The sequence below is a fragment of the Nonomuraea sp. NPDC048892 genome (genome assembly GCF_040649735.1).
GTDB lineage: Bacteria > Actinomycetota > Actinomycetes > Streptosporangiales > Streptosporangiaceae > Nonomuraea > Nonomuraea maheshkhaliensis.
Genome location: NZ_JBEZFZ010000012.1, coordinates 60,348 through 74,217 on the forward strand (window position 1 = coordinate 60,348; position 13,870 = coordinate 74,217).

Annotated in this window: 15 protein-coding genes; 7 read left to right on the forward strand and 8 right to left on the reverse strand. The window is 72.6% G+C overall.

Going from position 1 to position 13,870, the window contains the following annotated elements; all coding sequences use genetic code 11:
• Nucleotides 1-44: 44 nt before the first annotated feature.
• Nucleotides 45-395 carry a hypothetical protein gene (locus AB0C28_RS33135; protein WP_357853671.1) on the reverse strand — a complete coding sequence of 117 codons (351 nt, stop codon included), beginning with the start codon at nt 393-395 and terminating at the stop codon, nt 45-47.
• 91 nt (nt 396-486) lie between these two features.
• Nucleotides 487-1,470, reverse strand: coding sequence for a hypothetical protein (locus AB0C28_RS33140; protein WP_357853674.1), 984 nt, complete (start codon nt 1,468-1,470; stop codon nt 487-489).
• Nucleotides 1,471-1,627: 157 nt separating this feature from the next.
• Between AB0C28_RS33140 and AB0C28_RS33145 the strand changes: the two genes are divergently transcribed.
• Nucleotides 1,628-2,104, forward strand: coding sequence for a pyridoxamine 5'-phosphate oxidase family protein (locus tag AB0C28_RS33145; RefSeq protein WP_358080016.1), 477 nt, complete (start codon nt 1,628-1,630; stop codon nt 2,102-2,104).
• A 41-nt stretch (nt 2,105-2,145) separates the two neighbouring features.
• Here the strand turns inward: AB0C28_RS33145 and AB0C28_RS33150 are convergent, their stop codons facing one another.
• The 3 genes from AB0C28_RS33150 to AB0C28_RS33160 are packed head-to-tail and all read right to left on the reverse strand — an operon-like array spanning nt 2,146 to nt 4,551.
• Nucleotides 2,146-2,604, reverse strand: a complete 459-nt coding sequence (locus AB0C28_RS33150; protein WP_357853680.1) for a hypothetical protein — start codon at nt 2,602-2,604, stop codon at nt 2,146-2,148.
• A complete protein-coding gene (locus AB0C28_RS33155) occupies nt 2,597-3,193 on the reverse strand; it encodes a sigma-70 family RNA polymerase sigma factor (RefSeq protein ID WP_358079933.1) in 597 nt (198 codons plus the stop codon). Before AB0C28_RS33155 ends, AB0C28_RS33150 begins: the two co-directional genes overlap by 8 nt.
• 32 nt (nt 3,194-3,225) lie before the next feature.
• On the reverse strand, nt 3,226-4,551 hold the full coding sequence (locus AB0C28_RS33160; protein WP_358079934.1) for a S8/S53 family peptidase: 1,326 nt from the start codon (nt 4,549-4,551) through the stop codon (nt 3,226-3,228).
• Between the two features lie 108 nt (nt 4,552-4,659).
• On the opposite strand from AB0C28_RS33160, the gene AB0C28_RS33165 reads away from it, so the two are divergent.
• The 3 genes from AB0C28_RS33165 to AB0C28_RS33175 all read left to right on the forward strand — a co-directional run bounded on the left by AB0C28_RS33165 (nt 4,660) and on the right by AB0C28_RS33175 (nt 8,419).
• Nucleotides 4,660-7,359, forward strand: coding sequence for a CHAT domain-containing protein (locus tag AB0C28_RS33165; RefSeq protein ID WP_358079935.1), 2,700 nt, complete (start codon nt 4,660-4,662; stop codon nt 7,357-7,359).
• Nucleotides 7,360-7,599: 240 nt separating this feature from the next.
• Nucleotides 7,600-8,034, forward strand: coding sequence for a ribonuclease domain-containing protein (locus AB0C28_RS33170; RefSeq protein WP_358079936.1), 435 nt, complete (start codon nt 7,600-7,602; stop codon nt 8,032-8,034).
• A 7-nt stretch (nt 8,035-8,041) separates the two neighbouring features.
• Nucleotides 8,042-8,419, forward strand: a complete 378-nt coding sequence (locus tag AB0C28_RS33175; protein WP_357853724.1) for a barstar family protein — start codon at nt 8,042-8,044, stop codon at nt 8,417-8,419.
• Here AB0C28_RS33175 and AB0C28_RS33180 read toward each other — a convergent pair.
• Entirely contained in the window at nt 8,416-9,351 is a 936-nt protein-coding gene (locus AB0C28_RS33180; RefSeq protein ID WP_358079937.1) for an aminoglycoside phosphotransferase family protein, read from the reverse strand. The genes AB0C28_RS33175 and AB0C28_RS33180 overlap by 4 nt on opposite strands.
• Nucleotides 9,352-9,459: 108 nt before the next feature.
• On the opposite strand from AB0C28_RS33180, the gene AB0C28_RS33185 reads away from it, so the two are divergent.
• Nucleotides 9,460-10,290 carry an SPFH domain-containing protein gene (locus AB0C28_RS33185; protein WP_358079938.1) on the forward strand — a complete coding sequence of 277 codons (831 nt, stop codon included), beginning with the start codon at nt 9,460-9,462 and terminating at the stop codon, nt 10,288-10,290.
• A gap of 10 nt (nt 10,291-10,300) precedes the next feature.
• Here AB0C28_RS33185 and AB0C28_RS33190 read toward each other — a convergent pair whose 3' ends face one another.
• On the reverse strand, nt 10,301-10,792 hold the full coding sequence (locus tag AB0C28_RS33190; protein ID WP_358079939.1) for an Rrf2 family transcriptional regulator: 492 nt from the start codon (nt 10,790-10,792) through the stop codon (nt 10,301-10,303).
• An 83-nt stretch (nt 10,793-10,875) separates the two neighbouring features.
• Here AB0C28_RS33190 and AB0C28_RS33195 point away from each other — a divergent pair, with 83 nt between their 5' ends.
• Together AB0C28_RS33195 and AB0C28_RS33200 are read left to right on the forward strand one after the other, a co-directional pair.
• A complete protein-coding gene (locus AB0C28_RS33195) occupies nt 10,876-11,631 on the forward strand; it encodes an NAD(P)H-binding protein (protein WP_357853737.1) in 756 nt (251 codons plus the stop codon).
• Between the two features lie 35 nt (nt 11,632-11,666).
• A complete protein-coding gene (locus AB0C28_RS33200) occupies nt 11,667-12,551 on the forward strand; it encodes a LysR family transcriptional regulator (RefSeq protein ID WP_358079940.1) in 885 nt (294 codons plus the stop codon).
• 8 nt (nt 12,552-12,559) lie between these two features.
• On the opposite strand, the gene AB0C28_RS33205 is transcribed toward AB0C28_RS33200, so the two are convergent.
• Entirely contained in the window at nt 12,560-13,831 is a 1,272-nt protein-coding gene (locus AB0C28_RS33205; RefSeq protein WP_358079941.1) for an aspartate aminotransferase family protein, read from the reverse strand.
• Nucleotides 13,832-13,870: the final 39 nt, after the last annotated feature.

Genomic DNA, 13,870 nt, shown 5'->3' on the forward strand with positions numbered 1-13,870 from the left:
CCGCTGCCGCCTCACCCTTCCCAACAATCTTGCGAGCGGCTCTCCTACAGGGGAAGGATCGCCGATACGGCCGTCAGAGCAGCCTGAACGATGATGATGCCGACGACCGATCGAAGAAGGATCAGCTTCCAGTGGAGCGCTCCCGCGACCCGCTGCGCCCGTAACCGATCAGTGTCCTCGCGCTCACCGCCGACGGGACCCCGCAGCGACGCCCCCGAGCCAGGCCGGCGCCAGAGCGCCACCACCAGCAGCAGGACAGCGCCGGCCGCACACGCCTGAGCCACGGCGTTCACCACGGTGGACAGCAGCCCATGAGTCGCCACCCCACGAGCGGCCACCAATAAAGCCCCGGTCCCGGCAAGCAGAACGACGGCGACGGCGTCCGCGTACAGCACTCCGCGCCGGCTGCGTGCTGCATCCGAAGGGGACATCGACCCCCATATCAGCGTTCCGAAAGAGACCGCATGAATGGCTTACCACACGACGTCACCCCGTGACATCCGACAAGGGCCGGCGGACCGAGGTCGTGTCGTCGAACGTGACGCCCAAGCGCATGATCATCTGCGGGTACGCGCCCGAGCAGATCTCCCGCCTCAGGAACTCCCGCAGCAGCTCCATCTCCAGCGCCTGCGTGTGAAAGGCCGCGCTGACCCCGTACGCCGCCGCGTGCAGGAGGACGTGCTGCAGCGCCTCCCCCGCGCTGATCCAGTCCGCCCGCCCGTCGCCGGCCGTGGTGAGCAGCGCCACCACCCCGAGCCCCGGGTCGCGGCCGCCCTCGCCGCCCCAGTCGTGGCGCCAGGCGTAGTCGCGTTGCGGGAAGTCGGGATCGGTGCGAACGGCATGCCGGGGGTAGCCCGTGGCGGGCACCCCGTCGTCGCGGCTGCTGCCGGGCGGGCGCGCCCAGCGGATCACTTCCAGGCTGAAGCGCCGGTCCTGGCTCTGCACCCCCTGCGCGGCCCGGGTGAGCGAGGCCAGCACGTCGACCGCCGCCGGCGAGCGTACCGGCGTCAGCTCGGCGCCCTCGGCCGCGGCCGCCTTGACCAGCCGGTCGATCAGCTGATCGGGGACGGGCACGTCGGCGAAGCCGGCGCGGTGGGTGCGCCGCCGCTCGATCTGCTCCCCGAGCAGCCGTACCGTCTCGTCCGGGTTCGTCTCCGCGCCCGGCCTGAGCGTGGCGAGCAGCGACGGGCGGTCCGGGTCGGGCAGGACGCGGACGACGGGCTCGTAGCCGTGGCAGCGCATCGCCGTACGCAGGGTGAACAGGGCCGCGCCGCAGCTGATCGACAGCTCGCGGCCGGAGGCGTCCTCCACCCGCAGCTTCCTGTCGGTGTCGGCCTTGAGGCAGATCTCCTCACCCGACACCGAGAACGCCCACGGCTGGGTGTTGTGCACCGACGGCGCCCAGCGCGCGGCCTCGACCGCGGCCTCCATGGCGCTTTCCAGCGGGTGCTTCGCCGAACGGATGCTCATGGCCGTTCCCCCTCCACCGAACGATGTGCCCAGCACAACACACCGACGAACCTCCTGGTCAGAGGCTTAGGTCCGCACCTTCCCCGACGTCTGGTGGCGAACAGAGGACTTTCGTCCCTGTACGCGGAGGGCCCGCGGTGGGCACGCTGCTGGGGTGATGTACCTTCACGACCAGCCGCCGGAGGCCGATGACACGCGGCGGCTCCAGGAACTGCCCGCGGCCGAGGCGCTGCGGCTGCTGGCCGGCGTGCCGTTCGGGCGGATCGTGTTCACCCGCCAGGCGCTGCCCGCGATCAGGCCGGTGAACCACGTCGTCGTGGACGGGCACATCGTGATCCGCTCCGATCCCGGCACGATCCTCGGCGTCCAGGTGGCGCGGGCGGAGACCGTGGTGGCGTACGAGGCGGACGAGCTGGACGGGCACGAACGCCTGGGCTGGAGTGTGATCGTCACCGGGGTCGCACGCGCGGTGACCGATCCCGGTGAGGTGGCCCGGTTGAAGGGGCTGCTGCGGCCGTGGGTGGCGGGCGGGATGGATCAGGTGATCCGGATCCGTCCGGAGATCACCACCGGATTCCGGCTGGTCCCCGCGCTGGGGGAACCGGGACGTACGGAGGCCGATCTGCGCAAATGACCGATCTGTGCGGATGGCCGGTATCCGGGCACGCGGCTCGCTCAGAGTCTGATCCAGGCGGTCGACACGCTCAGCCCCGTGACGGTGCGGCACTGCAGGCGGAACGGTTCCGGCGGCTTCTCGTTCAGGACGAACACCCCCATCTCATCCACCGCCGCCACGTGCGAGTACCCCGACTCGCTCAGCACGTGGATCCGCCCGGCCTGCGGCGGCACGAGCTGGCCGATCAGCGTGCCTTCGGTGATCTCCAGCTCGATGCTCAGCTCGGCGGCCACGAACGTCAGGGCCCGCAGCGCGGCCGGGTCGGCCCGCAGCAGCGCCGCCTCCTCGTCGTGTTGCAGGCCGGAGTCGTAGGCCAGCTCGGCGAGCTCGGCGTCGATGTTGTGCCAGGCGAAAGCGGTCTTCCCGGCCTCGACGAAGTCGCGTGGGACGGCGTCTGCGGCCGTGAGGGCCACGATGAGGCGAGCGAGTAGTTCCTCGTCGTCCCACACCTCAGACATGATGTTCACCTTCTCTCGATTCCAGGTCCGCCCGCATGACGGCGACCAGGGCGGCGTCCGCACGCAGCCGTGCCAGGCAGCGGGCTCTGGTGGGGCCGATGCTGCCCATGGCCATCCCCAGGCGGCGGCAGATCTCGTTGTAGGGCATCTCTTTCATCAGCAGGCCGAGCAGCCGCCGGCAGTCGGGCGACAGCCGGGCGAAGGCGGCGCGCAGCACGGCGTCGCGTTCGGCGTCCTCCACGACCTGCTCGATCGTGGTGGTGCGGTCGTCCATGGCCATGGCCACGTCGAGCAGCTGCTCGGAGTGGTCCTGCTTGCGTCTCGAGCGGCGTACGCGCAGGCATTCGTGTTTCGTGGTGGTCGCCAGCCAGGCGCCGATCTTGTCGGGGTCGCGCAGGCGGCCGAGGTGCTCCACCGCGCGCATCCACACGTACTGGGCCACGTCGTCGATGTCGCGGCGGTCGAGCCCCTGGTCCCGGCAGATCGACCACAACATCGGGGCGTACCGCTCGACGAGCACGTCCCACGCGCCCTGGTCACCCGCGCGTGCGCGGACGACCAGGGCTCCGACAACGGACTCCTGCGGCATGACCACGCCTCCTCCGGCGGTCCTCGCCCCGGTCAGTTCCTCCTGGGCCGGACCACCTCGATGCCACTGTCGGCGAACCCGTCCAGCTTGACCACACCTTGCCCGCTCAGCAACCGGTCCGCCGCCTCTCCGGCGTCGATTCCCTGGATGTAGGCCTGATGTGCCAGGTAGCCGGCGGTGTACGCGGCCGCGAAAGAGCTGCCGCTCCAGGTGGCGTGGCCGGGGTGCGGGAAGGTCGCCTGCCTGTCGCTCACGACGACTTTGCCGGAGGGTACGTGCAGATCGGCCATCCGAACAACCCCCGGCAGGTACAGTCCGGGCAGATCGACGCCCGGCGCCAGGCAGTCGGTCCACGGGGCCTCCTCAGGCGTGGGCGAGAAGTAGGCCGGCAGGCCGTCCTTGTCCTTCGCCCCGACCGCGATGACCGTGGAGCTGGCGGCGGGCCACATCGGGATGTTCGCCGGCAGGTCGGAGAAGACGGCGCCGGCGGGGGCCCGTTCCTTCGCCTGGCCGTGGTTGCCCAGGGCCGCCACCTTGACGACGCCGGACGTGCGCTCGCAGGCGCGCGCCAGGGTCAGCGGCTCGCGCCCGTCCGCCGCCGCACTGCCCAGGGCGATGATCATGAAGTCGAGGTCGTCGTCCAGGCTCTGCACCAGCCGGGTGGCCAGCGTCCACGAGGTCGTGACGAGCCGCTCGGCGTCCAGCACCGGGTAGATGACGAAGTCGGCGTCGGGCGCCTGCCGCGCGGCCACCGAGGCGACGAAGACGGCGTGCCCGCTGAAGGACACCCACTCCGGGCGCGGGCTCAGCAGGGCGCGCGGGGAGTCGATGACGTAGCGGCCCGCGAGCCCCTCGTGCGGGTACATCGGCGTGTCGAAGACGCCGATGCGCGGCCGCCGCCTGGGGCCGTCGGAGCGGGCGGGGAGCTCGAACGCCGCGACCGGCTTGGGGTCTCCCGCGCTCCCCCCGCTGTACGGCGAGCCCTCGATGTTCTCGTAGACCCGGTTCTTGGCCACGATCGGCTGGTAACCGGCGTGCTTCTGGGCCGAGGTCTCCCGCAGGTGGAACAGCAGCAGGTCCAGCGGCGTGGGCGCCTCCCCCGGCTCGTAGCCGCCCGCGGCCCGCGCCCTGACGCGCTGTTCGAGGTCGGGGCCGAGCCTGGTGACCGCCTCGGCCACGCCGACCAGCCCGTACAGGCTCAGCCCGAGGCCCTTGCTGGACTCGATCGGCTCCGCCTTGATGCCGAGGCCGGACAGTTCGTGGCGGAGGAGGGCCTCGTCCTTCAGATCGACGACGATCTGATCGGGATAGAACGCCTCGATCCGGCGCCGGACCACACCGTAATGACCGGCCGTCATCGCATGTCTCCTTCGCTCGGGTGGTGAAAGCGCGCGCCGACATGCAGAGAACAGTTGTTGCCGGGTTGATACATCACAGACCGCAGTTTTCACGGCACACTCACGAGGGTGAGTGCGAGCCCCCCTGATCTCGCCACCGAGTTGCTCAGGCTGGCCGAGGCCGATCCCGCCCGGCTGACCGGCCTGGCCACGGAGGTCGCCCGCCGGGCGCGCGACGGAGGCGACCTGGAGCTCGCCTCGTCGGCCTGCCGCGCCCTGGGCATCGCCGCCCTGCACGTGACCGACCTGCGCACCGCGGAGCGGCACCTGCGGGACGCGATCCGGCTCGCCGTGCGCGCCGGCTCTCCTGAGCTGGCCGCCGAGGCGCGGCTGCGGCTGGCGTTCGTCCGGTGTGTCCAGGGGCGGATGGAGCAGGCGATCTCCGAGGTGGAGCTGGCGCTGCCCGACCTGCACGGCGCCGGCCGGGCCAGGGCGGAGGCGCAGCGGGCGGTGATCTTCAACCACCTGCGCCGTCCCGAGGACGCGCTGGCCTCCTACCGGCTCGCCGTTCCCTTCCTGAGCCGGGCGGGAGATCATCTGTGGCTGCAGCGGGTCCTGTCGAACCGGGGCATCGTGCACGGTTACCGGCACGAGTTCGCCGCCGCGGAGAGCGACTTCCAGGAGGCCGAACGGCTGTGCCGGCAGCTCGATCTCGATCTGTCGCTGGCCGTCGTGTGGCAGAACCTCGGCTGGCTCAACGCCCTGCGCGGCGAGGTGCCGGCCGCGCTGCGCTACCTCGACCAGGCCGAGCGCCGCTTTCGTGCCCTCGACACCCATCAGTTGTGCTGGACGCTGGCCGACCGCACCGAGCTGCTGCTGTCGGCCGGGCTGATCGCCGAGGCCAGGGAGGCGGCCGAGGAGACGGTGCAGGAGTTCGAGCGCCGCGGGCGCAAGGTGGGGCTGCCGGAGGCGCGGCTGCTGCTGGCCCGCACCGCTTATCTCGTACGCGATCACGAGGAGGCGGTACGCGAGGCCCGCCGCGCGGCGCTCGCCTTCGGCCGCCAGCACCGCCGCGAGTGGGTGGCGGTGGCACGCTTCGTGGCACTGCGGTCCCTGGCGGCGATGAGCGACGACCCAGGACGAGCCCCCGCTGTTGGGCGCGTCGGGCGCGGCGGGCGGGTGAGCGTGCGTCAGATGGAGGAGTGCGCCGCCGAACTGGCCGAGACCGGCTGGCCCGCCCCCGAGGTGGAGGCGCGGATGATCGCCGCCCGGCTGGCCGTGGACGCCGGCCGGCCCAAGCGGGCGGAGCGGCAGTGGGAGATCGCCGGGCGGCGCCGCCACCGGGGCCCGGCCGGTGAACGCATCCACGCCTGGCACGCGGAGGCGCTGTTACGGCTGGCCAGGGGCAACCCGCGCGGCGCCAAGAGCGCGGTCCGCACCGCGTTACGCCTGCACGACGAGTACCGCGCCACGCTGGGGGCGACCGACCTGCGGGCGCACGCGTCGGAGTCCCGGGTGGAGGTGGCCGAGCTGGGGCTGCGGCTGGCGCTGCGGGACGGCGTACCCGCCGACGTCCTGACCTGGGCGGAGCGGGGACGCGCCCGCCATCTGCTGATGAGACCGGCCAGACCCGCCCACGACCGGCACCTGGCCGAGGCGCTCGCGCAGCTCCGCATCACGGTCGCCAGGATCCAGGAGGGCCGGACGGCGGGCGAGGACACCGCGGCGCTGGTGGAGCGGCAGATCACCCTGGAACGCGAGATCCGCGACCACTGCCGCCGCCAGGAAAAGGTCTCCACCGACACCATCCCCACCGCGCCCGTTCCGCTGCGGCGGGTGGTGGAGGCGCTCGGAGAGCAGGCGCTGGTGGAGTTCGTGCAGGTGGACGACACGCTGCACGCGATCACCGTGGTCGACGGGCGGAGCAGGCTGCGCGCGCTGGGACCGCTGGCGCCCGTGCGCACGCTCGTCGACCGCGTGCCGTTCGCGCTGCGACGGCTGGCCCGGCGCACCTCGGTGCCGGGCAGCCAGGCCGCCGCGCTCAACCTCCTGCGTGACACCGTCGCCAAGCTCGACGCGCTGCTCCTGCGGCCGCTCGCCGGCGACCTGCGCGACCGGCCGCTCGTGCTGGTCCCGAGCGGCCCCATCCAGGCCCTGCCCTGGTCGCTGCTGCCGTCCTGCGCGGGCCGCGCGATCTGCGTGTCCCCCTCAGCCACCCTCTGGTACGCCGGCACCCAGGCGGGCCGCGCCCGTACCGAAACCGGCCGGGTCGTGGTGGCCGCCGGCCCAGGACTGCCGGGAGCCCGCTGGGAGGCGGAGGGGGTCGCCTCGATCCACGCGGTGCCGGCCCTGGTCGACGACGCCGCCGGCGCGGAGGCGGTGCTGGCCGACCTGGACGGCGCCGCCCTGGCCCACGTCGCAGCGCACGGCCGCATCCACCCGAGCAACCCGCTGTTCTCCTCCCTGCGCCTGGCCGACGGCCCGCTCACCGTCTACGACCTCGAACGCCTGCACCGGGCACCGGAGATCGTGGTCCTGGCCGCCTGCGACACCGGCCGCTTCGTCGTCCGGCCCGGCGACGAACTGCTCGGCCTCAGCGCCACGTTCCTGGCCCTGGGCACCCGGACGATCGTGGCGCCGGTCCTGTCGATCCTGGACACCGAGAGCACCACCCTCATGATCGCGCTGCACAAGCTGCTGGCTGCCGGCCACTCCACCGCCTCGGCCCTCGCCCAGGCACAGCAGCAGGTGGCCAGGGACAACCTGGAGGCGTACGCGGTCGCGGCCGGCTTCGTCTGCCTGGGCGCCGACTCGACAATGCCGACCTGACCGTCCGTGATCGACAACCGGGCGGCATCCGTACGGCACGCATCCCGGCGCAGGCGGACGCCCAAACGGCGGCGGACGCGAAGACAGTGGCGGAAGCGAAAGACGTGGCCGGTCGGGGCTCCGGTGGGGAGGGCTGTGCGCGAAGTGTTCACCGATCCTTGGCACACTTCGTCTATGTCCGACGGGACACGGCCGGAGATCATGACAATGATGGTCACATCCCCGCAAGGAGGTTGTCCCGTGCCCGTTCCGCCGCACTCCCGGCAAGTTCCGCCGCCTTCCCGGCCCGCCTGGCCGGCCCGGCTCGCCGTCGTCCTCGCCGTCCTGTCGTCCCTCATCGGCCTGGCCGGCGTCGCCCCCGCCAGTGCCGACGTCTACAACTCCTGCACGATCTCCCGCTGCTCCGACGCGCGCTCGGCCAGGGCGACCTGGGCCGGCAAGGGCTTCCCCACCTCCGCCGGCTGGTACTCATGGCCCGACGGCCGCTACAACTACACGGGCGGCCGCTTCTACAACCGCGAGGGCCAGCTTCCGGCCGGCGCCACCTACTACGAGTACGACGTCTACAGCCGGTCGCGCGGCGCCGCGCGGGACGCGTACCGGATCGTCGTGAACCGGAGCACGGGCGCGACGTGGTTCACGCCCGACCACTACACCGACTTCTACCGCCTCTAGGACCGCCATGAGCTCCGCCGCACGCCCGCTGCCGCCCTGGCTGACGGTCTCCACCGGCCCTGCGCCCGTGGTGGTGGACGGGCGGGCCTGCGCGACCCGCGCCGCCTTCTTCGCGGAGGTGGCGCGGGCGCTGCGCCTGCCCGGCTACTTCGGCCGCAACTGGGACGCGCTCACCGACTCACTGCGCGACGCGGGCACGGTCGCCCTGGTGGTGACGCACGCCGAGGAACTGCTGGCCGGCGAGCCTCCCGAGCAGCTCGGCACGCTGCTGGCCGTGTTCGCCGGCGCCGCCGGCGAAGGCGCGACACTCACACTGTGCACCGACCCCGAGCACGAGCCCGCGCTCCGCCGCCGCGTCACCGACCTCACGGAACGCGACTCCTAGGAGGGCCGGCCGGTGAGCTGGGTGGCCAGGTGGTCGGCCAGCTCGGTGAGCGAGTCCAGGCCCTGCCCGCTCCTCGCGATGCCGTAGCCGTGGCGGCGGCCCCAGAACGCGGTCCGCACGGCGTGGAACTGGACCCAGCGCAGCACGCGGTCGTGGTCGAGCTCGGCGGCCTCGGCGAAGACGGCCAGGGCGCGCAGGACGGCCGCGCGCAGGTCGCCGGCCCCCAGGAGCCGGGGCGCGAGCGCCTTGAGCAGCGTGCCTCCGTCGTAGGCGGGATCGCCCGCGTAGCCCTTGGGGTCGACGGCCAGCCAGGGTTCGCGCTCGGCGCGCAGGATGTTGCCCGGATGCAGGTCGCCGTGGATGACGACGTCCGGCTGGAAACGGCCGAGCTCCCGTACCGTCGCGACGGCGGCGTCCACGACGTACGGTGGCATCGTGTGCGCCAGTTCTTCGGCGTCCTTACGCAGTTCCTCCTCCCACTCCCCCGCCCGCTCCCGCAGCCGCGGCAGACCGGGCGGCGCGGGGACCGCCAGCCGCCGGTTGACGCGCCCGGCGACCGTCACCATCTCCTCGACCTCCGCGGCCTGGGCCAGGGTGGAGGTGCCGGCTCGTTCCAGCAGCATGGCGAAGTGCTCGTCGGCGCGCTCGTACAGCAGGACCGCGCCACGCCCGCCCCACGCCGCGAACGCGTCCGGCTCGTGCACGTTGCCCGGATGCGGGAACGACACCTTGATCACGGCGCTGCCGCCGTCCCGCCGGCGCACCGGCACGATGACTCCGACGGCACCGTGCGTGATCTCGCCCTCCTGGACGCAGTCCCAGCGCTCGAAGAGGTGCTCGGTGATGCCGGGCAGCTCGGCGAGCCAGGCGGCTCCCCGCTGCCCCTCACGCTCGGCGGTGCCGCGCGCGAACGCCTCCGGTATCTCGATCATCCGCGCACCCTACCCCGGCCCGATCGGGTCCGCTCCCGCCGTGGAGGCCCCACTATGATCACTGAACTCTCCGTGACCCTCCCACCTTCCCCCTGAGGAGATCTCGAAGTGAAACGCACGCTACCGGGTGTCCTGCTCGCCGCGGCGGCCCTCACGGGCTGCTCGGTGACGAACGTCGAGCCCGACGAGGGCGGCATCGTCTACGACGCGGGCATGTTCAGCAGCACCACCTTCCAGGAGTGCCTCAAGCCGTCCACCCGCGACGTGTCGGGACCGGGCGACGAGGGCTACCGCTACCCGAACGGGCAGCGCACGTACGACTTCACCGGCCGCGCCGAGTCCGAGGGCAAGCCCATCACCTCGGTCAGCAAGGACGGCCAGATCATGACCATGATCGGTGGTCTCACGTTCTACTTCTCGGCCGCCGACTGCAAGAAGCTGCAGGCGTTCCACGAGAACATCGGCAAGAAGTACGCCGCGTACGAGGCGGACGGCTGGACGCGGATGCTGCAGTTCTACATCGGCAACAGCGTCGAGCGGGCGATGGACGAGGCGACGCTGAAGTACAACTGGCGCGAGCTGTACTCCGACCCGGCGAAGAAGGCGCTGTGGGAGCAGGACATGTCCAAGCTGACCAACCAGTACGTCTCCAGCCTGACCCAGGGCGAGTACTTCGAGCGGCTGCAGTTCATCATCCGCCAGCCCGAGCCGCCGAAGTCGATAGTGGACGCCCAGACCGAGACGCAGGCCGCGCAGGAGCGGCAGAAGGCGCAGGAGGCGGAGAACACCCGCGCGCTGACCGAGCTGAAGTCGCTGGAGAAGCTGGCCAAGGTGCTGGGCCCGCAGGGGGCGATCCTGTACAAGGCCATCCAGGACGGCAAGGTCTCCATCGTCCCGGTCCCGACGGGCAGCGCCGTCAACGTCACGCCCAAGCAGTAGGGGCGGGCCCTCAGCGCGGCGGGGCCGGCCGGGCGATGCTCGCGAGGCGCGCGCGGGTGCGGGCCGGGGCCGTGTCGGGCAGCTCGCCGAGGATGCCGGCGAGGGTGACGCCTTCGAGGCTGCGCCGCCAGGCGGCGTGCGCGTCGGCCATCTTGGCGGCCAGGACGCAGATCCGCTCGCACTGCTCGGGCGGCAGCGCGCCCCGCCCCTGCCGGCGGATCTCGCGGCACTCGTACGGCGAGGCCGCGCCGTCGACCGCCTCGACGATGCTCAGCAGCGTGATCTCGGAGGCCGGCCGGGCGAGCCTGAAGCCGCCTCTCGGCCCGGTCGTCGCCGCCAGCACGCCGGACCTGACCAGCGCCTGCAACTGCTTGGCCAGGTAGGGGGCGGGCAGGTCGTAGTAGTCGGCGAGCTGCGCCGCCGACGCGGTGGCTCCCTGGTCGAGCTGCGCCAGCGTCGTGGCGCAGTGCAACAGCCATTCGGTGCTCACAGGCAGCTTCACGCCGTCCAGCCTATCCCAGATATTGAGGATCCGTTTAGTCCGAGATATGGTCGGCGGACAACGTCATCGAGGGGGAGATCATCATGCGGATCGCAGTCGCCGGCGCCACGGGGAACATCGGGGCGCTCACGGTGGCCGCGCTCGGGCGGGCCGGGCACGAGACCGTGGCCATCAGCCGCTCGCTGGGCGTCGACCTGCTGAGCGGCGAGGGCCTCGACGACGTCCTCGCCGGGGCCGACGCCGTCGTGGACGTCATCAACGGCCCGGTGGCCGGCCGGGAGGAGACGGTGGCCTACTTCGGGACCACCACGCGCAATCTGCTCGCCGCCGAGCAGCGGGCCGGGGTGCGCCACCACGTGCTGCTCTCGATCGCCGGACTGCACAGGATCGAGGGCAACGCGCACTACGCCGGCAAGCGGGAGCAGGAGCGCCTGGTCACCGCCGGCCCGGTGCCGTGGACGATCGTGCCGGCCACGCAGTTCCACGACTTCGCGGCCATGGTGGCGAGCTGGACCGAGCGGGACGGCGTGGCGGAGATAGCGCCGCTGCTCGTGCGGCCGATCGCGCCCGCCGACGTGGCCGGCGTCCTCGCGGAGCTCGCCGAGGGCGCGCCGCGGGGCCGGTACGCCGACGTCGCCGGGCCCGAGCAGCAGGACCTCGTGGACATGGCCCGGCGCACCCACCAGGCGCAGGGCAGGAAGGTGAAGCTGGTGCCGACGTGGTCGGGACTGTTCGACCCGTCGATGGCGGGCGACGTGCTGCTGCCCGGCGAAGGCGCCCGCATCACGCCGACGACGTTCGAGGAGTGGCTGACCGGTCTGCATCCCGGCGGTCACTGAGCCGCACGGGGGCGCGAGGGGGCAGAATGCCCCTGATGCTGGATCTCCATCGGTTGCGGCTGCTGCGCGAGTTCCGGCGGCGGGGCACGATCGCCGCCGTCGCGCAGGCGCTGTCGTACAGCCCGTCCACGGTGTCGCACCAGCTCGGCGAGCTGCAGGTCGAGGCCGGGGTACGGCTGCTGGAGCGCGACGGGCGCCGGCTGCGGCTCACCGAGGCGGGGCACGTGCTCGCCGGGCACGCCGAGGTGCTGCTGGCCCGGGTGGAGCAGGCGGAGGCCGAGATGGCCGCGGCGGCGGGGGCCGTGGCCGGGGTGGTGCGGGTGGCCGCGTTCCAGACCGCCGCCGTGCACCTGGTGGCGCCGGCCCTGGCCGCGCTGGCGCGCGATCATCCGGGAGTGCGCGGGGAGATCACCGAGCTGGAGTCGGACCAGGCGCTCGACGCGCTGCTGCGCCGCGAGACGGATCTGGCGATCTGTGACGACCACGACGGTCGGCCGCGGCGGGAGCTGCGCGGGCTCACCTTCGAGGACCTGTACGCCGAACGGGTCCGCCTCGTGGTGCCCCGCGGCCATCCGGCCAGGGAGCTGGCCGACGTGGCGGGGGCCATATGGGCGGGCGGGCACCGCGGCACCAGCCACGAGCGGCTGGTGCGCGACGTCTGCCTGGCCAAGGGCGGCTTCCAGCCGGACCTGCGGCACCGTGCGACCGACCTGCTCGTCCTGCTGGCCCTGGTGGGGGCCGGTCAGGCGGTCACGCTGCTGCCCGATCTGGCCCGGCCGGAGCGGGAGAGCTCGGTGGAGGTGCTCGACATCGGGGTCGGCCGGCGCATCTTCACCGTCGTACGCGACGACGGCCTGAGCCGGCCGGCCCTGGTGGCGACCCGCGCGGCCCTGCGCACGGCCGCCACCCTCTTCACATAGGCCGAGCGTCACCTGCCCAGGCCGGTCAGGGCGTTGTCGATGATCTCGGCGGCCGTGTCGATCTCGTCGTCGCTCACCGTCAGCGGCGGCGCGATGCGCAGGCAGGCGGTCGAGCCGGCGGCCCGGCCCTTGGTGATGTTCAGCGACAGCCCACAGGACAGGCAGGCGTCGGTCAGGGCGTCGCCGAGTTCGGCGGCCGGTTCCCTGCTCTCCCGGTCCTCGACCAGCTCCACCCCCCACAGCAGCCCGAGCCCGCGTACCTCGCCGATGGCCTCGTGCCGCTCCCCCAGCTCCCGCAGCCGGTCGCCGAGCCGTTCGCCCGCCTTGGCGGCGCGGGCGGCGAGGTCGTCGGCCACGACCAGGTCGATCACCGCGAGGGCGGCGGCGGCGGGGAGCGGGTCGGACTGGTGGGAGGTGAAGTACATCAGCCCGCGCTCGAAGGCGGTCTCCTCGATGGCGGCCGTGGTGGTGACGGCGCCGATCGGCAGGCCGCCGCCGAACGTCTTGGACAGCGTCACGAGGTCGGGCACGACGCCGGCCAGGTCCATCGCGAACATGGCGCCGAGCCGGCCGAACCCGGTCTGGGCCTCGTCCAGGATGAACAGCATGCCGCGCTCACGGGCCAGCTCGGCCAGCCTGGCGAGGTAGCCGGGCGGCGGCACCACGACCCCGCCGGACGACAGCACGGGCTCGGCGATGACGGCGGCTCGGGCGCCGGTGGTCTGCTCGTCGTAGAGCTCGAAGCCGACCTCCAGGCAGGTCATGTCGCAGGTGTCCGCGCAGTGCCGGATCGGGCAGCGGTAGGAGTACGGGGCCGGGACGGTGAAGACGCCGGGAATGGTGGGGCCGTGGCCGCGCCGGCCGGCGGAGAAGGTCAGGGCCTGGCTGCCGGCGGTCATGCCGTGCCAGCTCCTGGTCAGCGCGACGACCTCGAACCCGCCGGTGACGAGTTTGGCGATGCGGACGGCGCCCTCGTTCGCCTCGCCCCCGGTGCTGACGAACATCGAGTGGTCGAGCCCCGGCGGCAGCAGGGCTGCCAGCCGTTCGGCGAGCTCCAGCACAGGCGGCGACAGGAAGCGGGAGTTGAGGTGGATCGCGGTGTCGAGGGAGCGGCGGATGGCCTCGGCGATGCGGGGGTGGTTATGGCCGATGGTGGCGCAGATCTGCCCGGAGGTGAAGTCGAGCAGGCGCCGCCCGTCCGTGGTCTCCAGCCAGGAGCCGGAGGCGCGGGCGATCACGTCCGGGGAGAACTCTCCCGAGTAGCGGATCAGAGGTGACATGCGCCGATCGTGCCTCCGCTCGAATCCCCTGGTCCAGCG